Source organism: Kitasatospora cystarginea (assembly GCF_039533515.1).
In the GTDB taxonomy this organism is placed as follows: domain Bacteria; phylum Actinomycetota; class Actinomycetes; order Streptomycetales; family Streptomycetaceae; genus Kitasatospora; species Kitasatospora cystarginea.
Genome location: NZ_BAAATR010000051.1, coordinates 18,640 through 37,020, shown reverse-complemented (window position 1 = coordinate 37,020; position 18,381 = coordinate 18,640). Strand labels below are relative to the sequence as shown.

14 protein-coding genes are annotated in these 18,381 nt (G+C 71.1%); all 14 read left to right on the top strand.

The window, feature by feature from the left end; translation table 11 throughout:
- The 14 genes from nuoE to ABD369_RS35240 all read left to right on the top strand — a co-directional run bounded on the left by nuoE (position 1) and on the right by ABD369_RS35240 (position 18,351).
- Positions 1–711 carry an NADH-quinone oxidoreductase subunit NuoE gene (gene nuoE, locus ABD369_RS35305; protein WP_344640743.1) on the top strand — a complete coding sequence of 237 codons (711 nt, stop codon included), beginning with the start codon at positions 1–3 and terminating at the stop codon, positions 709–711.
- The gene (nuoF, locus tag ABD369_RS35300; protein WP_344640722.1) at positions 711–2,069 is read left to right on the top strand and encodes an NADH-quinone oxidoreductase subunit NuoF; all 1,359 of its coding nucleotides are present in this window, start codon (positions 711–713) and stop codon (positions 2,067–2,069) included. Before nuoE ends, nuoF begins: the two co-directional genes overlap by 1 nt.
- The gene (locus ABD369_RS35295) at positions 2,066–4,549 is read left to right on the top strand and encodes an NADH-quinone oxidoreductase subunit G (protein WP_344640721.1); all 2,484 of its coding nucleotides are present in this window, start codon (positions 2,066–2,068) and stop codon (positions 4,547–4,549) included. The genes nuoF and ABD369_RS35295 overlap by 4 nt, the downstream gene beginning before the upstream one ends.
- Positions 4,549–5,883 carry an NADH-quinone oxidoreductase subunit NuoH gene (nuoH, locus tag ABD369_RS35290; RefSeq protein ID WP_344640720.1) on the top strand — a complete coding sequence of 445 codons (1,335 nt, stop codon included), beginning with the start codon at positions 4,549–4,551 and terminating at the stop codon, positions 5,881–5,883. Before ABD369_RS35295 ends, nuoH begins: the two co-directional genes overlap by 1 nt.
- Positions 5,884–5,889: 6 nt before the next feature.
- A complete protein-coding gene (gene nuoI / locus ABD369_RS35285; protein ID WP_344640719.1) occupies positions 5,890–6,501 on the top strand; it encodes an NADH-quinone oxidoreductase subunit NuoI in 612 nt (203 codons plus the stop codon).
- Positions 6,498–7,358, top strand: coding sequence for an NADH-quinone oxidoreductase subunit J (locus ABD369_RS35280; protein ID WP_344640718.1), 861 nt, complete (start codon positions 6,498–6,500; stop codon positions 7,356–7,358). Before nuoI ends, ABD369_RS35280 begins: the two co-directional genes overlap by 4 nt.
- Positions 7,355–7,654, top strand: a complete 300-nt coding sequence (gene nuoK, locus ABD369_RS35275) for an NADH-quinone oxidoreductase subunit NuoK (protein ID WP_280698134.1) — start codon at positions 7,355–7,357, stop codon at positions 7,652–7,654. Before ABD369_RS35280 ends, nuoK begins: the two co-directional genes overlap by 4 nt.
- Before the next feature lie 16 nt (positions 7,655–7,670).
- Positions 7,671–9,569: an NADH-quinone oxidoreductase subunit L gene (gene nuoL, locus ABD369_RS35270; protein WP_344640717.1), complete on the top strand. Its 1,899-nt coding sequence runs from the start codon at positions 7,671–7,673 to the stop codon at positions 9,567–9,569.
- A 34-nt stretch (positions 9,570–9,603) separates the two neighbouring features.
- On the top strand, positions 9,604–11,280 hold the full coding sequence (locus ABD369_RS35265) for an NADH-quinone oxidoreductase subunit M (protein ID WP_344640716.1): 1,677 nt from the start codon (positions 9,604–9,606) through the stop codon (positions 11,278–11,280).
- Positions 11,277–12,908 (top strand): NADH-quinone oxidoreductase subunit NuoN, encoded by a 1,632-nt coding sequence (gene nuoN / locus ABD369_RS35260; protein WP_344640715.1) that lies wholly within the window; start codon positions 11,277–11,279, stop codon positions 12,906–12,908. The genes ABD369_RS35265 and nuoN overlap by 4 nt, the downstream gene beginning before the upstream one ends.
- A gap of 287 nt (positions 12,909–13,195) precedes the next feature.
- Positions 13,196–14,209, top strand: a complete 1,014-nt coding sequence (locus ABD369_RS35255; protein WP_344640714.1) for a polyprenyl synthetase family protein — start codon at positions 13,196–13,198, stop codon at positions 14,207–14,209.
- A 196-nt stretch (positions 14,210–14,405) separates the two neighbouring features.
- Entirely contained in the window at positions 14,406–15,065 is a 660-nt protein-coding gene (locus ABD369_RS35250) for a LuxR C-terminal-related transcriptional regulator (RefSeq protein WP_344640713.1), read from the top strand.
- A gap of 249 nt (positions 15,066–15,314) precedes the next feature.
- Entirely contained in the window at positions 15,315–17,267 is a 1,953-nt protein-coding gene (locus ABD369_RS35245) for a 2-oxoacid:acceptor oxidoreductase subunit alpha (protein WP_344640712.1), read from the top strand.
- Positions 17,260–18,351 carry a 2-oxoacid:ferredoxin oxidoreductase subunit beta gene (locus ABD369_RS35240; protein WP_344640711.1) on the top strand — a complete coding sequence of 364 codons (1,092 nt, stop codon included), beginning with the start codon at positions 17,260–17,262 and terminating at the stop codon, positions 18,349–18,351. The genes ABD369_RS35245 and ABD369_RS35240 overlap by 8 nt, the downstream gene beginning before the upstream one ends.
- Positions 18,352–18,381: the final 30 nt, after the last annotated feature.

Here is an 18,381-nt window from a genome sequence, read left to right as displayed (position 1 = left end):
ATGCCGGCCAAGCCGTACCCGCCCCAGGTGCACGACCGGCTGGCGGCGGACGCGCGCGAACTGATCGCCCGCTACCCCGTCGCCCGCTCCGCGCTGCTGCCGCTGCTGCACCTGGTGCAGGCCGAGGAGGGCTACGTCAGCCCGACCGGAATCCGCTTCTGCGCCGAGCAGTTGGAGCTCACCACCGCTGAGGTCACCGCCGTCGCCACCTTCTACACGATGTACCGCCGCCGCCCGGCCGGCACGTACCACGTGGGGGTGTGCACCAACACGCTCTGCGCGGTGCTCGGCGGCGACCAGATCTTCGCCGAGCTCAAGGAGCACCTCGGGATCGAGAACAACGAGACCACCGAGGACGGCGCGATCTCCATCGAGCACATCGAGTGCAACGCCGCCTGCGACTACGCGCCGGTGGTGATGGTCAACTGGGAGTTCTTCGACAACCAGACCCCGCAGAGCGCGAAGCAGTTGGTGGAGCAGCTGCGCGCGGGCGGCGAGGTACGGCCCACCCGAGGCGCCCGGCTGTGCGGCTTCAAGGAGACCGCGCGGATGCTGGCCGGCTTCCCCGACGAGCGCCCGGACGCGGTGGACGAGTCCGGCGCGGGCGGCGCGCCCTCGCTGGCGGGGCTCAGGCTCGCCAGGGGCGAGGCGCTGCCCGGCACTTCGGGAACCAAGGTGGTCTCCCCCCGGCACGAAGGGACGGACGCGTGATGACCTCCGTGGAGCCGGCCGAGAAGCTGCTCTCGCCGGTGCTCTCGGCCTCCTGGGACGACACCCGTCCCTGGACGCTCGCCACCTACCGCCGGTACGACGGTTACAAGGGCCTGCAGGCCGCCCTCGCCATGCCGCCGGACGACGTGATCGCGCTGGTCAAGGACTCCGGCCTGCGCGGGCGCGGCGGCGCCGGCTTCCCGACCGGGATGAAATGGCAGTTCATCCCGCAGAACGACGGCAAGCCGCACTACCTGGTCGTCAACGCCGACGAGTCCGAGCCGGGCACCTGCAAGGACATCCCGCTGCTCTTCGCCAACCCGCACTCGCTGATCGAGGGCATGATCATCGCCTCGTACGCGATCCGCTGCGACCACGCCTTCATCTACCTGCGCGGCGAGGTCGTCCCCGTGCTGCGCCGGCTGCACGCGGCCGTCGCCGAGGCGTACCAGGCCGGCTACCTGGGCCGGAACATCCTCGGCTCGGGGATCGACCTGGACATCACCGTGCACGCGGGCGCCGGCGCGTACATCTGCGGCGAGGAGACGGCGCTGCTGGACTCGTTGGAGGGGCGGCGCGGCCAACCGCGGCTTCGGCCGCCGTTCCCGGCGATCGCCGGCCTCTACGCCTGCCCGACGGTGGTCAACAACGTCGAGTCGATCGCCTCCGTGCCGCCGATCCTGGCGCGCGGCAAGGACTGGTTCAAGTCGCTGGGCACCGAGAAGTCCCCCGGCTTCACGCTCTACTCGCTCTCCGGGCACGTCACCAACCCCGGCCAGTACGAGGCACCGCTCGGCATCACCCTGCGCCAGCTGCTGGAGATCAGCGGCGGGATCCGGGCCGGGCACCGGCTCAAGTTCTGGACCCCGGGCGGCTCCTCGACCCCGATGTTCACCGACGAGCACCTGGACGTCCCGCTGGACTACGAGGCGGTCGGCGCGGCCGGCTCGATGCTCGGCACCAAGGCACTGCAGATCTTCGATGAGACCACCTGTGTGGTCCGCGCGGTCACCCGCTGGACCGAGTTCTACGCCCACGAGTCCTGCGGCAAGTGCACCCCGTGCCGTGAGGGGACGTACTGGCTGGTCCAGCTGCTGAAGCGGATCGAGGCCGGCGAAGGCGTCGAGGGCGACCTGGAGAAGCTGGCGGACATCGCCGACAACATCAACGGCAAGTCCTTCTGCGCCCTCGGCGACGGCGCCGCCAGCCCGATCGCCTCCTCGCTGAAGTACTTCCGCGCCGAGTACGAGCAGCATCTCGCCGAGCGACGCTGCCCCTTCGACCCGGCGGCCGCCACGGTCTGGGCCGACCGGCGAGACGCCCACCCGTCCGCCACCGAGAGGGAGGTGCACGCGTGACCGCCACGACCGAGACCGGGTCGGCCACCGACCTCGTCACGCTCACCATCGACGGAGTCGAGGTCCAGGTCCCCAAGGGGACCCTGGTGATCCGCGCCGCCGAGCAGATCGGTACCCAGATCCCGCGCTTCTGCGACCACCCGCTGCTGGATCCGGCCGGTGCCTGCCGCCAGTGCATCGTGGAGATCGAGGGCCAGCGCAAGCCGGTCGCCTCCTGCACCATCCCGGTGGCCGAGGGCATGGTGGTCCGCACCCAGCTCAGCTCGCCGGTCGCCGAGAAGGCGCAGCGCGGCGTGATGGAGCTGCTGCTGATCAACCACCCGCTGGACTGCCCGATCTGCGACAAGGGCGGCGAGTGCCCACTGCAGAACCAGGCGATGACCAACGGCCGGGCGGACTCCCGCTTCGAGGGCATGAAGCGCACCTACGCCAAGCCGATCCCGCTCAGCAGCCAGGTGCTGCTGGACCGGGAGCGCTGCGTGCTGTGCGCCCGCTGCACCCGCTTCTCGCAGCAGATCGCCGGCGACCCGTTCATCGAACTGCTGGAGCGCGGCGCGCTGGAGCAGGTCGGCATCGGCGACGGCGACGAGTTCGAGTCGTACTTCTCCGGCAACACCATCCAGATCTGCCCGGTCGGGGCGCTGACCTCGGCGGCGTACCGGTTCCGCTCCCGTCCGTTCGACCTGGTCTCCTCGCCGGGCGTCTGCGAGCACTGCTCCTCCGGCTGCGCGCAGCGCACCGACCACCGCAGGGGCAAGGTGCTGCGCCGCCTGGCGGGCGACGAGCCCGAGGTGAACGAGGAGTGGAACTGCGACAAGGGCCGGTTCGCCTTCCGCTACGCGCAGTCGCGCGACCGGATCACGACTCCCCTGGTGCGCGCGGAGAACGGCGAACTCGTGCCCGCCGGCTGGCCGGAGGCGCTGGAGCGCGCCGCCGCCGGGCTGCGCGGGGCACGGGCGGCGGTGCTCACCGGCGGCCGGGTGACGGTCGAGGACGCCTACGGGTACGCCAAGTTCGCCCGGGTGGTGCTCGGCACCAACGACGTGGACCTCCGCTCCCGTCCGCACAGCGGTGAGGAGGCGGATTTCCTGGCCGCGGCGGTCGCCGGCCACGGCGTCGACCTGGACGGGACCGGCGTTTCCTATCAGGCGCTGGAGGCCGCGCCCGCCGTGCTGCTGGTCGGTTTCGAGGCCGAGGAGGAGTCGCCGATCGTCTTCCTGCGGCTGCGGAAGGCCAACCGCGCCAAGGGACTTCGGGTCTTCTCGATCGCCTCGCACGCCTCCCGGGGGCTGGCCAAGCTGCGCGGTGCGCTGCTGCCCGCGGCACCGGGTACCGAGGCGGAGTGGCTGGTCGCCCTCGCCGGGAAGGAAGTTCTTGCGGACGACGCCGGGCGCGCCGCCGACGCGCTGCGCAGCCCGGGTGCGGTGATCCTGGCCGGTGAGCGGCTGGCGGCGCTGCCCGGTGCCCTGACCGCGGTGCTGCGGCTCTCGGAGGCGACCGGTGCCCGGGTGGCCTGGGTGCCGCGCCGGGCGGGGGAGCGTGGGGCGATCGAAGCCGGGGCGCTGCCCGGGCTGCTGCCGGGCGGCCGTCCGGTGTCCGTGCCGGCCGCCCGGGGTGACGCCGCCGCCGTCTGGGGCCTGGCCGAACTCCCGGCCGGGCTGGGCCGGGACACCGACCAGATCCTGTCCGCCGCCGCCGGCGGCGACCTGGACGCGCTGCTGGTGGGCGGCGTCGGCCTGGACGACCTGGCCGATCCGGTGCTGGCCGAGGAGGCGCTGGCCCGAGTGCCGTTCGTGGTGTCGCTGGAGCTGCGCCCGTCCGCCGTCACCGAACGGGCCGACGTGGTGCTGCCGGTGGCCGCCGTGGCGGAGAAGGCCGGGACCTTCCTGGACTGGGAGGGCCGGGTGCGGATGTTCGAGGCCGCGATCAAGCCCGACCAGCTGATGCAGCGTCAGCTCTTCTCCGACGTCCGGGTGCTGAACATGCTGGCGGACGCGATCGGACGGCCGCTGGGCCTGCCGGACGTCCTGGCGGCCCGGCTGGAGCTGGACCGCTTCGCGCCGTGGACGGGCGACCGGCCGGCCGCGCCGGCCACCCACCCGGGCCCGCTGCCCCGCCCGGCCACCGGGCAGGCGGTGTTCGCCGGCCACCGGCTGCTGCTGGACAACGGCACCCTGCAGCAGGGTGACGAGCACCTGGCCGGCACCCGGCACGCCGCCGTGGTCCGGCTCTCGGCGGCCACCGCCGAGGAGATCGGCGCCCGCCGGGCCGTCCGGGTCACCGGACCGGCCGGTTCGCTGGTCCTGCCGCTGGAGATCACCGGGGCGATGCCCGACCGCACCGTCTGGCTGCCGCTGAACTCCACTGAGGGCGGCGCCCATCGCACTCTCGGCACCACGGTCGGCCACCTGGTCACCATCGCCGCGGCCGACTCGGCCCCCGCCGTCTCGGACGCGGCAGTCCCCGCGGAGGAATCCTGATGCTCGCCGCGTATGAAACCCTCGGCTTCTTCGGCCGCGACCCGTGGTGGCTGGTGCTGCTGAAAGCGGTGTTCTGCTTCGCCTTCCTGGTGCTCACGGTGCTGATCGCGATCGTCTGGGAGCGCAAGGTCGTCGCCTGGATGCAGCTGCGGATCGGCCCCAACCGGCACGGCCCCTGGGGCATGCTCCAGTCGCTGGCCGACGGCGTGAAGCTGGCACTGAAGGAGGACCTGGTCGTCACGCACGCCGACAAGGTGGTCTACGTGCTGGCGCCGATCGTCAGTGCGATCCCGGCGTTCATGGCCTTCGCGGTGATCCCGTTCGGCCCGGCCGACGACGAGGTGTCCGTCTTCGGCACCCGTACCCCGATGCAGCTCACCGACCTGCCGATCGCCCTGCTCTACATCCTGGCGGTGGCGTCGGTCGGCATCTACGGGATCGTGCTGGCCGGCTGGTCCTCCGGCTCGACCTACCCACTGCTCGGCGGCCTGCGCTCGGCGGCCCAGATGGTGAGCTACGAGATCGCGATGGGCCTGTCCTTCGCGGCGGTGTTCATCTACTCGGGCTCGATGTCCACCTCGCAGATCGTCGCCTCCCAGGAGCCGACCTGGTTCGCGGTGCTGCTGCCGGTGTCGTTCATCGTCTACATCGTCGCGATGGTCGGCGAGACCAACCGGGCGCCCTTCGACCTCCCCGAGGCCGAGGGCGAGCTGGTCGGCGGCTTCAACACCGAGTACTCCTCGCTGAAGTTCGCGATGTTCATGCTGGCCGAGTACGTCAACATGGTCACCGTCTCCGCCGTCGCCAGCACCCTCTTCCTGGGCGGCTGGCGGGCGCCGTGGCCGGTCTCCGCCTTCTGGGCCGGGGCGAACCACGGCTGGTGGCCGTTGCTGTGGATGGTCGTCAAGATCCAGCTGCTGCTGTTCCTCTTCATCTGGCTGCGCGGCACCCTGCCCCGGCTCCGCTACGACCAGTTCATGAAGCTGGGCTGGAAGGTGCTGCTGCCCGTCTCGCTGGTCTGGCTGGTGATGGTGGCCAGCGTCCGGGCGCTGCGCAACGAGGGCTACGACTTCGGCCAGGTGGTGCTCTACGTCGGCGCGCCGATCGGGGTGATCCTGCTGCTGGCCCTGCTGCGGGACGTGCTCCGCAAGGAGCCCGAGCCGGCCGCATCCGACCACGGGGCCCCGCCGGGCGGGGAGTTCGACCCGATGGCCGGCGGCTACCCGGTGCCGCCGCTGCCCGGCCAGCAGCTCCCGCCCGTACCGCGCCGCCGCAGCCGGGCCCCGCAACTCCAGGACGCCCTCAACGGGCCCGACCATTCCGAAGGGAGCTGAACCGGGATGTCGGACGACAGGACTGACAAGACCACCGGGCCCACTCCAACGACCGGGCCGTCGATCCTCGGACCGGCCGCAGGCTTCGGCGTGACCTTCAAGGCCATGTTCAAGAAGCGGCTCACCGAGCAGTACCCGGAGTACCGGAAGCCCACCGCACCGCGCTTCCACGGCCGCCACCAGCTGAACCGGCACCCGGACGGCCTGGAGAAGTGCGTCGGCTGCGAGCTCTGCGCCTGGGCCTGCCCGGCCGACGCGATCTACGTCGAAGGCGCGGACAACCGGGACGAGGAGCGCTACTCGCCCGGCGAGCGCTACGGCGCGGTGTACCAGATCAACTACGCCCGCTGCATCCTGTGCGGGCTGTGCATCGAGGCGTGCCCGACCCGGGCGCTCACCATGACCAACGAGTACGAGCTGGCGGACGACTCCCGGGCCGACCTGATCTTCACCAAGGAGCAACTGCTGGTGGGGCTGAGCGAGGGCATGGTCGACACCCCGCACGCGATCTACCCGGGTGCCGACGAGGGCGCCTACTACCGGGGCGAGATCCCCGCCGCCGCGCCGGGCACGGTGCAGCAGGAGCGCACGGTACGGGACAAGGAGGTGCAGCCGTGACCTCCACCGGAGAGGCGGTCCAGTTCTGGGTGCTGGCCGTGGTCGCGGTCGGCGGCGCGCTGGGCATGCTGCTGATGAAGAAGGCCGTGCACAGCGCGCTCTGCCTGGCGGCCACCATGCTGGCGCTGGCGGTCTGCTACCTGGCGCAGGGCGCGGTGTTCCTGGGCGTGGTGCAGATCGTCGTCTACACCGGCGCGATCATGATGCTCTTCCTGTTCGTGGTGATGCTGGTCGGGGTCACCTCCGCGGATTCGCTGAAGGAGCAGCTGAAGGGCCAGCGGATCGCCGCCGCGCTCTGCGGACTCGGCTTCGGAGTACTGCTCGTCGCCGGCATCGCCAGCGCGAAGCTGGGGCACTTCACCGGGCTGGCCGAGGCCAACGCCGAGGGCAACGTGCAGGGGCTGGCCCGACTGCTGTTCACCAAGTACGTCTGGGCGTTCGAGGTCACCGGCGCCCTGCTGATCACCGCCGCGGTCGGCGCCATGGTGCTGACCCACCGCGAACACGTGAAGGCCCGCAGCACCCAGCGCGAGCTGGCCGCCCAGCGGGTCAGGGACAACATCCAGGTGCCGCCGCAGCCCGCCCCCGGCGTCTACGCCCGGCACAACGCGGTGGACATCCCTGCCCTGCTGCCGGACGGCACCGTCGCCGAGCACTCCGTGATGGGCACGCTGCGCGAGCGCGGCCAGATCCGCGACGTCAGCCAGGAGATGCTGCGCCGGATGGCCGAGCTGGAGTCCGCCACCGCCGATTGGCTGGGCCGGCCGCCGTCCGCGCGCCCGCCGGTCACCGGGCCGCGCAAGGCGCTGGAGACGGTCCCCGAGAAGGCTTCGAAGAAGGAGGCGGACGAGACGTGAATCCCGTCAACTACCTCTACCTGGCCGCCCTGTTGTTCACCATCGGCGCGAGCGGCGTGCTGATCAGGCGGAACGCGATCGTGCTGTTCATGTGCGTCGAACTGATGCTGAACGCGTCCAACCTGGCACTGGTCACCTTCTCCCGGATGCACGGCAACCTGGACGGCCAGATCATCGCCTTCTTCACCATGGTGGTCGCGGCGGCCGAGGTCGTGGTCGGCCTCGCCATCATCGTCAGCATCTTCCGGACCAGGCACTCCGCTTCGGTCGACGACAGCAACCTGATGAAGCTGTAGGCGGAGGGCCCAACACGTGAACTCCCTTATTCCGCTGCTGGTCGCGGCCCCGCTGGCCGGCGCCGCCCTGCTGCTGCTCGGCGGACGGGCACTGGACCGGATCGGGCCCTGGCTGGGCACGCTGGCCGCCGCGCTCTCCTTCGCCTTCGGCGCCGTGCTGTTCTCGGACATGCTGGGGCGCCGGGCCGAGGCGCGGGCGGTGCACCAGCACCTGTTCAGCTGGATCCCGGTGAACGGCTTCCAGGCCGACGTCTCCTTCCAGCTCGACCAACTGTCCATCACCTTCGTCCTGTTGATCACCGGCGTCGGCACCCTGATCCACCTCTACTCGGTGGGCTACATGGCCCACGACGAGCGCCGCCGCCGCTTCTTCGGCTATCTCAACCTCTTCCTGGCAGCGATGCTGCTGCTCGTGATCGCCGACAACTACCTGCTGCTGTACGTCGGTTGGGAGGGCGTCGGGCTCGCCTCGTACCTCCTGATCGGGTTCTGGCAGCACAAGCCGAGCGCGGCGACGGCCGCCAAGAAGGCGTTCATCGTCAACCGGGTCGGCGACATGGGCCTGTCGATCGCGATCATGCTGATGTTCACCGAGTTCGGCAGCTTCGCCTTCGAGCCCGTCTTCGGGGCCGCCGGACGGGCGAGCGAGGGCAAGCTGACCGCGATCGGCCTGATGCTGCTGCTCGCGGCCTGCGGCAAGTCCGCCCAGGTGCCGCTGCAGTCCTGGCTCGGCGACGCGATGGAGGGCCCGACCCCGGTCTCGGCCCTGATCCACGCGGCCACCATGGTGACCGCCGGGGTCTACCTGATCACCAGGTCGGCCGCCGTCTTCAACCTGGCCCCCGACGCCCAGACCGCCGTGGTGGCGGTCGGTGCGGTGACGCTGCTCTTCGGTGCGATCGTCGGTTGTGCCAAGGACGACATCAAGAAGGCGCTGGCCGGCTCCACCATGTCGCAGATCGGCTACATGGTGCTGGCGGCCGGGCTCGGCCCGATCGGGTACGCCTTCGCCATCATGCACCTGGTCACCCACGGCTTCTTCAAGGCCGGGCTCTTCCTCGGTGCGGGGTCGGTCATGCACGGCATGGACGACGAGGTGAACATGCGGCACTACGGGGGCCTGCGCAAGTACATGCCGATCACCTTCGTCACCTTCGGCCTCGGCTACCTGGCGATCATCGGTTTCCCCGGTCTGTCCGGCTTCTTCTCCAAGGACAAGATCATCGAGGCGGCCTTCGCCAAGGGCGGGACCGAGGGCTGGATCCTGGGCCTGTGCGCCCTGGTGGGCGCCGCAGTCACCGCGTTCTACATGACCCGGGTGATGGTGCTGACCTTCTTCGGCGAGAAGCGCTGGCAACCGTCGGCGGAGACCGGCGAGGAGCCGCACCCGCACGAGTCGCCGTCCGTGATGACCGTCCCGATGGTCCTGCTGGCCGTCGGTTCGGTCTTCGCCGGTGGGCTGTTCACCCTGAACAGCTCCTTCCTCAAGTGGCTCGAACCCGTCACCGGGCACGCCGAGGGCCACTCGCCGCTCCAGCCGCTCACCGTCACCCTGCTCACCACCCTGTGCATGCTGGCGGGCGTGGGCCTGGCGTACCTGATGTACGGGCGCTCGCCCGTACCGGTCACCCCGCCGGTCGGCTCGCCGCTCACCCGGGCGGCCCGCCGTGACCTGCTCCAGGACGACTTCAACCACGCGGTCCTGGTCCGCCCCGGCTCCGGGCTCACCGCCGCGCTGGTCTACCTGGACAGCAAGGGTCTGGACGGCTTCGTCAACGGCCTGGCCGCCACCATCGGCGGCCTCTCCAGCCGCCTGCGCCGGATCCAGACCGGGTTCGCCCGCTCCTACGCGCTCTCCATGTTCGGCGGTGCGCTGCTGCTGGCCGCCACCACTCTCCTGATGAGGTCGGTCTGACCATGCGACAAAACACTCCTCCAGGAGGCAGGCCATGAGCTATCTGCTGTCCGCGACCTGCGCCGTCCCGGCCGCCGGCGCGGTGCTCACCGCCGCGCTGCCGGCCGGCACCTCCGAGGCCCGCCGCCGGACCGGGAAGGCCGTCGCGCTGGCCGTCTCGGCGGCCACTCTGGGGCTGACGGTCGCCGTCGCCGCGAGCTTCCGCCCCGGCGGGCCGCGCTACCAGCTCACCGAGTACCACCCCTGGATCCGCAACTTCGGGATCGGCTTCTCGCTCGGCGTGGACGGCATCGCCGCGGTCCTCGCGCTGCTCACCGCGGTACTCGTTCCGATCGTCATGCTGGCCTCCTGGCACGACGCCGATCCGCCCTCCTCGCCTGCCAACGGGCGGGGGCACCCCCGGCCGGAGGCTGGGGGCGAGGGGCCCGGCACCCCCGACGGGACCTTCGAGAACGTCCGCCGCACCCAGGGCTTCTTCGCCCTGGTCCTCGCGGTGGAGGCGATGGTGCTGGTCTCCTTCCTGGCCACCGACGTCTTCGTCTTCTACGTGTTCTTCGAAGCCATGCTGATCCCGATGTACTTCCTGATCGGCGGCTTCGGCGACCGCGCCGGCGGCCCGGACTCCGGCGCCCAACGCTCTTACGCGGCCGTGAAGTTCCTGCTCTACAACCTGCTCGGCGGCCTGGTCATGCTGGCCGCCGTGATCAGCCTGTACGTGATCGCGCAGGACCAGGGCGAGGGCACTTTCAACCTGCCGGTCCTGGCCGACGCGATCGCGAGCGGCAAGCTGGCGATCGACCCGACCACCGGCAAGCTGCTCTTCCTGGGCTTCTTCTTCGCCTTCGCCGTGAAGGCCCCGCTCTGGCCGCTGCACACCTGGCTGCCGAACGCGATGGGCGAGTCCACCGCCCCGGTCGCGGTGCTGATCACGGCCGTGGTCGACAAGGTCGGCACCTTCGCGATGCTCCGGTACTGCCTCGGCCTCTTCCCGGACGCCTCCCGCACCTTCGGGCCGTACATCCTGGTGCTCTCGCTGATCGGGATCGTCTACGGCGCGCTGCTGGCGGTCGGCCAGAAGGACATCAAGCGGCTGGTGGCGTACGCGTCGATCTCGCACTTCGGCTTCATCATCATGGGCATCTTCGCCTTCACCAGCCAGGGGCAGTCCGGCGCCACGCTCTACATGGTCAACCACGGCATCTCCACCGCCGCCTGGATGCTGGTCGCGGGCTTCCTGATCTCCCGTCGGGGCTCGCGGCTGATCTCGGACTTCGGCGGAGTGCAGAAGGTCGCCCCGGTGCTGGCGGGCACCTTCCTGATCGGCGCTCTCGCCACGCTCTCGCTGCCCGGGATGGCGCCGTTCGTCAGCGAGTTCCTGGTGCTGGTCGGCACCTTCAGCAGGTACCCGGCGATCGGCGTGATCGCCACCATCGGCATCGTGCTCGCCGCGCTGTACGCGCTGCTGCTCTACCAGCGCACCATGACCGGCCCGGTCAAGGCCGGGGTCGAGGGCATGGCCGACCTGCGGTTGCGTGAACTCCTGGTGGTGGCACCGCTGGTGGCGCTGACCCTGTTCCTCGGCGTCTACCCCAAGCCGCTCACCGATCTCGTCAACCCGGCGGTGAACGCCACCCTCTCCCAGGTCCACCGGACCGACCCGGCCCCCGTCCACCCGGTCGCCGCCACCACCTCCGGAGGTGAGCACGAATGAGCCAGCTGCTCGCCGCCGCCGGCGGCAACAGCCCGAGCATCCCGGCTCCGCACATCGAGTACGGCCAGCTCTCCCCGATGCTGGTGGTCTTCGGCGCCGCGATCGCGGGCATCCTGATCGAGGCCTTCCTGCCCCGCCGGCTGCGCTACGTCACCCAGGTGGCCGTCTCGCTGCTCGGCCTCGGCGGTGCCTTCGCCGCCGTGGTGGTGCTCGCCGCCCAGGGCCACGCCACCACCAAGTCCGGACTGCTGGCCATGGGTGCGGTGGCCATCGACGGCCCGGCGCTCTTCCTGCAGGGCGTGGTCCTGCTCTCCTCGGTGCTCGCCGTGCTGATGTACGCCGAGCGCCGCCTGGAGCCCCGCCGAGGCGGCCACCGGGTGGACGCCTTCGCCGCCCAGGGCGCCGCCGTACCGGGCGGCGAGCAGGAACGGCAGGCGACCACGGCCGGGTTCACCACCACCGAGGTCTTCCCGCTCACCCTGTTCGCGGTCGGCGGCATGCTGCTCTTCCCGGCTGCCGACGACCTGCTGACCATGTTCGTGGCGCTGGAGGTCTTCTCCCTCCCGCTCTACCTGCTCTGCGCCCTGGCCCGGCACCGCCGGCTGCTCTCCCAGGAGGCGGCGGTCAAGTACTTCCTGCTCGGCGCCTTCGCCTCGGCGTTCTTCCTGTTCGGCACCGCGCTGCTGTACGGCTACGCGGGCAGCGTCCAGCTCGGCGACATCGCCGACGTGGTGTCAGGGGTCGCCCCGGTCACCCCGGCGCTCGCGGTCACCACCCAGAACGACGTACTGCTGCTGATCGGCCTGGCGATGCTCTCGGTCGGCCTGCTGTTCAAGGTCGGCGCGGTGCCGTTCCACGCCTGGACCCCGGACGTCTACCAGGGTGCGCCGACCCCGGTCACCGGCTTCATGGCGGCGGCCACCAAGACGGCGGCCTTCGGCGCCTTCCTGCGGCTGTTCTACGTGGCCTTCCCCGGCCTCAAGTGGGACTGGCGGCCCGTCATGTGGGCGGTGGCGATCCTCACCATGGTGGCCGGGGCGATCCTGGCGGTCACTCAGCAGGACGTGAAGCGGCTGCTGGCGTACTCCTCGATCGCGCACGCCGGATTCATCCTCACCGGCGTGATCGCCACCAATCGGCAGGGCCTGGGCGCGGTGCTGTTCTACCTGCTCGCGTACTCCTTCGTCACCCTCGGCGCGTTCGCGGTGGTGACCCTGGTCCGCGACTCCAAGGGCGAGGCCACCCACCTGTCCAGCTGGGCCGGACTGGGCCGGCGCTCGCCCCTGGTGGCGGCGGTCTTCGCGCTCTTCCTACTGGCCTTCGCCGGTATCCCGCTGACCAGCGGGTTCACCGGGAAGTTCGCGGTCTTCCAGGCCGCGGCGGCGGGCGGGGCGACCCCGCTGGTGATCGTCGGTGTGCTGAGCTCGGCGGTCGCGGCCTTCTTCTACATCCGGGTCATCGTGCTGATGTTCTTCTCCGACCCGAAGGCCGGCGGCCCGGCGGTGGCCGTGCCCAGCCCACTCACGGCCACCGCGATCGGTATCGGCGTCCTGGTCACGCTGGTCCTGGGACTCGCTCCGCAGTACTTCCTGGACCTCGCGAGCAAGGCGTCACTGTTCGTCCGTTAACGGTCCGTCCGCCGGTTCCACACCGGTCTTCCGCCAGTTCCACACCTCTTGACGCACCACCCGGCCGGGGCCCGCGGCACATCATCGCGGGCCCCGGTCGCGCCCGCTCCGCACCCCGCCATCGGACGGGGGCACCTTCGGCCGTCAGACGGGGGCCGGAGGACCACACACCGCAGGGGCCCATGCCCGTGCTGGTGATCCACTCGTGACCGGATACCCTCCTTGTAGGCCAGCGGCGGCACTCAGGGACCGGGCCGCTAGATCGACCAGGGACAGGAGTGGTCTTCGTGACCGTCGTGGGGCCCTTCGGGCTGAGCGTGCAGGACCGCGATCTGACCCGCGACGTCCAGGTCGGCCTGGACGCCGTGGAGCGCGCACTGACCGAGACGGTCAAGAGCGAGGTGCCGTTCATCACGGTCACCGCCAGTCACCTGATCCAGGCCGGCGGCAAGCGCTTCCGCCCCCTGCTGGTCATGCTGGCCGCGCAGTTCGGCGACCCGAACGCGCCCGGCGTGGTCCCCTCCGCCGTGGTGGTCGAGCTGACCCATCTGGCCACCCTCTACCACGACGACGTGATGGACGAGGCCCCCGTCCGCCGGGGCGCCCCCAGCGCCAACTCCCGCTGGGACAACTCGGTCGCGATCCTCACCGGCGACTTCCTCTTCTCCCGCGCCTCACAGGTGCTCTCCGAGCTCGGCCCGGAGGCCGTCCGGCTCCAGGCCGACGCCTTCGAACGGCTCGTCACCGGCCAGATCCTGGAGACCGCCGGCCCCGGCCCGGACGACGACCCGCTCCAGCACTACCTGGACGTCCTGGCGGGCAAGACCGGCTCGCTGATCGCCGTCTCCTGCCACTTCGGCGCGCTGATGGCCGGCGCCGAGGAGCGGACCGTCGGCATCCTCACCCAGTACGGCGAGAAGATCGGCATCGCCTTCCAGCTCGCCGACGACGTCCTTGACATCGCCAGCGACGGTGACGAGTCCGGCAAGACCCCGGGCACCGACCTGCGCGAGGGCGTCCCCACCCTGCCGATCCTGCTGCTCCAGCAGACCCCGGTGGACCCGGAGGACCCCTCGGACGTGCGCCTGCGCGAGCTGCTCACCCTCGACCTCGCCGGGAACGACGAACTGCACGCCGAGGCACTCCGGCTGCTCCGCCGGCACCCGGCACTGGAGCGGGCCCGCCGCGAGACACTGCGCTACGCCGAAGAGGCCCGCGCCCTGCTGGAACCCCTCCCGGACTGCCCGGCCAAGGACGCCCTCCAGGGACTCTGCGACACCGTCGCCATCCGCACCATGTGACGGAGTGCCCCGGGGCGTGCGGGGCGCCGCCCGGCTCGGCCGCGTGCCCGGGAAGGGGAGCCAGCGCGCGCCCGCCCGGCGCCGCGAGTCGCACCACCCTCCCGGTCGGGAGTGCCGGGTAACGCGCCCGCCGGCCCCGACGCCCGCCGCCTCGCGCCCTTCCGCGCGCCCCGAAGACTCCGAAGGAGCAACCCGCATGCGCGTCGTCATCGCCGAGGACTCGGTACTCCTGCGGGAGGGCCTGACCCGCCTGCTCACCGACCGCGGTCTGGAGGTCGTGGCCCAGGTCGGCGACGGGGAGGCGCTGCTGCGCGCCGTCCAGGAGCTGGCCGCCGCAGAGGCCCTGCCCGACGTGGTGGTGGCGGACGTGCGGATGCCCCCGACCCACACGGACGAGGGCGTCCGCGCCTGCGTGGCCCTCCGCGGCCTGTACCCGGGCCTCGGCGTCCTGGTGCTCTCCCAGTACGTGGAGGAGCGCTACGCGGGCGAGCTGCTGGCCAGCTCCAGCCGGGGCGTCGGCTACCTGCTGAAGGACCGGGTGGCCGAGGTGCGCGAGTTCGTGGACGCGGTGGTCCGGGTGGCCGGGGGCGGGACGGCGCTGGACCCGGAGGTGGTGCAGCAGCTGCTCAGCCGCAGCCGGAAGAGCGATGTGCTGGAGCTCCTCACCCCGCGTGAGCGCGAGGTGCTCGGACTGATGGCCGAGGGCCGGACCAACGCGGCGATCGCCAAGCAGCTGGTGGTCTCGGACGGTGCCGTCGAGAAGCACGTGAGCAGCATCTTCCAGAAGCTCGGCCTGGCCCAGAGCACCGAGGACCACCGCCGGGTACTGGCCGTCCTGACCTACCTCAACGGCTAGCCGGAGGGGCTGAAGACCCGGCCCGAGAAGAGTAATCTCGATCTTGAGGGCAGGCCACCCCGCCGAGCGCTGACCACCGCAACTTCCGGGCGGGGAAGGCCGAACGGCCCGCTTGGGGAAGTCGGCACCGTACATTCGCAAGTTACGGGCCGGTCAAGATGAGCGAGCTTAGGATGCCTTCTGGTGCACCAGGCGGACGGGGCACACGGCTCACGCCCGCGGCTGGTGCTCACGAGGAGGTCTGCGGTAGTGACCAGCCAGGTCGATCAGACAGAGGCAAAGGGCGGCTCGGGCGGAGAAGGCCAGGGAGTCGCGCCCCCGGGGCGGGCGCAGGCCAAGCCGATCCGGCGGCTGGACCGGGTGATCATCCGGTTCGCCGGCGACTCGGGTGACGGCATGCAGCTGACCGGTGACCGGTTCACCTCGGAGACCGCCTCGTTCGGCAACGATCTCTCCACCCTGCCGAACTTCCCGGCCGAGATCCGGGCACCCGCCGGGACGCTGCCGGGTGTCTCCAGCTTCCAGCTGCACTTCGCCGACCACGACATCCTCACGCCGGGTGACGCCCCGAACGTCCTGGTGGCGATGAACCCGGCCGCGCTCAAGGCCAACCTGGCCGACCTGCCGCGCGGCGCGGAGATCATCGTCAACACCGACGAGTTCACCAAGCGCGCACTGGCGAAGGTCGGATACCCGGCCGACCCGCTGGCCGACGGCTCGCTCTCGGCCTACAACCTGCACAAGGTGCCGCTGACCACGCTGACCCTGGAGGCGCTGAAGGACAGCGGTCTGGCCCGCAAGGACGCCGAGCGGGCGAAGAACATGTTCGCGCTCGGTCTGCTGTCGTGGATGTACCACCGGCCCACCCACGGCACGGAGAGCTTCCTGCGCCAGAAGTTCGCCAAGAAGCCGGACATCGCCGAGGCCAACATCAAGGCCTTCCGCGCGGGGTGGAACTTCGGCGAGACCACCGAGAGCTTCGCAGTCTCCTACGAGGTCCCGCCGGCCCGGCTCCCGGCCGGCACGTACCGGAACATCTCCGGCAACCTGGCGCTCGCCTACGGACTGATCGCCGCTTCCGAGCGCTCCGGACTGCCGCTGTTCCTCGGCTCGTACCCGATCACCCCGGCCTCGGACATCCTGCACGAGCTGAGCCGGCACAAGAACTTCGGCGTGCGCACCTTCCAGGCCGAGGACGAGATCGCCGGGATCGGCGCCGCGCTCGGCGCGGCCTTCGGCGGCGCGCTCGGTGTGACCACCACCTCCGGGCCCGGCGTGGCGCTGAAGTCGGAGACGGTCGGCCTCGCGGTCTCACTCGAACTGCCGCTGCTGGTGGTCGACATCCAGCGCGGCGGCCCGTCCACCGGGCTGCCGACCAAGACCGAGCAGGCCGACCTGCTGCAGGCGATGTTCGGCCGCAACGGCGAGGCCCCGGTGCCGATCGTGGCCCCCGCGACCCCGGCCGAGTGCTTCGACGCGGCCCTGGAGGCGGCCCGGATCGCCGTCACGTACCGCACCCCGGTGATGCTGCTCTCCGACGGCTACCTGGCCAACGGATCCGAGCCCTGGCGGATCCCTCCGGTCGAAGAACTCCCCGACCTGCGGGTCGAGTTCGCGACCGGCCCGAACCACACCCTGGAGGACGGCAGCGAGGTCTTCTGGCCCTACAAGCGCGACCCGCAGACCCTCGCCCGCCCCTGGGCCGTCCCCGGCACCCCCGGCCTGGAACACCGGATCGGCGGCATCGAGAAGCAGGACGGCACCGGGAACATCTCCTACGACCCGGCCAACCACGACCTGATGGTCCGCACCCGCCGGGCCAAGGTCGACGGAATCACCGTGCCGGAGCTGGAGGTTGACGACCCGAGCGGCGAGGCCCGGGCGCTGGTGATCGGCTGGGGCTCCACCTGCGGCCCGATCACCGCGGCCGTACGGCGGGTGCGCGCCGACGGCGGCCGGATCGCCCAGGCGCACCTGCGGCACCTGAACCCCTTCCCGGCCAACCTCGGTGCGGTGCTGAAGGCGTACGACCGGGTCGTGGTGCCCGAGATGAACCTGGGCCAGCTGGCCCTGCTGCTGCGCGCCAGGTACCTGGTGGATGCCCAGTCCTACAACCAGGTGCGCGGACTGCCGTTCAAGGCCGCCCAGTTGGCGGACGTGCTGTCCGCAGCGATCGGAACGCTGGAGGAGAACCATGGCTGAGGCCCGCGGCCAGGCCGCCGACAAGTCCCGCGGTTCAGCCGCCGGCGAGCCCTTCGGTTCGCTGCGGCGGGTGCCGAAGGCCGAAGCGCCGCAGAGTGCGAAGGACTTCAAGACGGACCAGGAGGTCCGCTGGTGCCCGGGCTGCGGCGACTACGCCATTCTGGCCGCCGTCCAGTCCTTCATGCCCGAGCTGGGCATCCGCAGAGAGAACACCGTCTTCGTCTCCGGCATCGGCTGCTCCTCCCGGTTCCCGTACTACATGAACACCTACGGGGTGCACTCCATCCACGGCCGTGCCCCGGCCATCGCCACCGGCCTCGCCGCCTCCCGGCCAGACCTGAGCGTCTGGGTGGTCACCGGCGACGGCGACGCGCTCTCCATCGGCGGCAACCACCTGATCCACGCGCTGCGCCGCAACGTCAACCTGAAGATCCTGCTCTTCAACAACCGGATCTACGGGCTCACCAAGGGCCAGTACTCGCCCACCAGCGAGCTCGGCAAGATCACCAAGTCCACGCCGATGGGCTCGCTGGACGCCCCGTTCAACCCGCTCTCGCTGGCCGTCGGCGCCGAGGCCACCTTCGTCGCCCGCACCATCGACTCCGACCGGCAGCACCTGCAGTCCGTGCTGCGGGCCGCCGCCGAGCACGAGGGCACGGCGTTCGTGGAGATCTACCAGAACTGCAACATCTTCAACGACGGCGCCTTCGAGGTGCTCAAGGACCCGGCGACCAGGGACGAGGCGCTGATCCGGCTGGAACACGGGCAGCCGATCGCCTTCGCCGGCCAGGGCGTCTTCCGGGGGCCGGACGGCGAGCTGCAGGTCGCCGAGGTGACGGACGCCAACCGGGCGGACATCCTGGTGCACGACAGCCACCACCCCAGCGCCGCACGGGCGTTCGCGCTCACCAGGATCGCCGACGCGGACACCCTGCACCACACCCCGATCGGCGTGCTGCGCGACGTCCGGCGCCCGGTCTACGACACCCTGATGTCCGACCAGCTCGACCAGGCGGTCGAGGCCAAGGGCCGGGGTGACCTCGCGACGCTGCTCGCGGGCACCGACACCTGGACGGTGGCGTAGGACCTGTCCGGCGGGCGGCCGGGAAGAGCG

Excerpts from the sequence above, each read along its gene's own strand:
- nuoE (WP_344640743.1), top strand. The coding sequence starts at position 1 with ATGCCGGCCAAGCCGTACCCGCCCCAGGTGCACGACCGGCTGGCGGCG.
- nuoF (WP_344640722.1), top strand. The coding sequence starts at position 711 with ATGACCTCCGTGGAGCCGGCCGAGAAGCTGCTCTCGCCGGTGCTCTCG.
- nuoH (WP_344640720.1), top strand. The coding sequence starts at position 4,549 with ATGCTCGCCGCGTATGAAACCCTCGGCTTCTTCGGCCGCGACCCGTGG.
- nuoI (WP_344640719.1), top strand. The coding sequence starts at position 5,890 with ATGTCGGACGACAGGACTGACAAGACCACCGGGCCCACTCCAACGACC.
- ABD369_RS35265 (WP_344640716.1), top strand. The coding sequence starts at position 9,604 with ATGAGCTATCTGCTGTCCGCGACCTGCGCCGTCCCGGCCGCCGGCGCG.
- nuoN (WP_344640715.1), top strand. The coding sequence starts at position 11,277 with ATGAGCCAGCTGCTCGCCGCCGCCGGCGGCAACAGCCCGAGCATCCCG.
- ABD369_RS35250 (WP_344640713.1), top strand. The coding sequence starts at position 14,406 with ATGCGCGTCGTCATCGCCGAGGACTCGGTACTCCTGCGGGAGGGCCTG.
- ABD369_RS35240 (WP_344640711.1), top strand. The coding sequence starts at position 17,260 with ATGGCTGAGGCCCGCGGCCAGGCCGCCGACAAGTCCCGCGGTTCAGCC.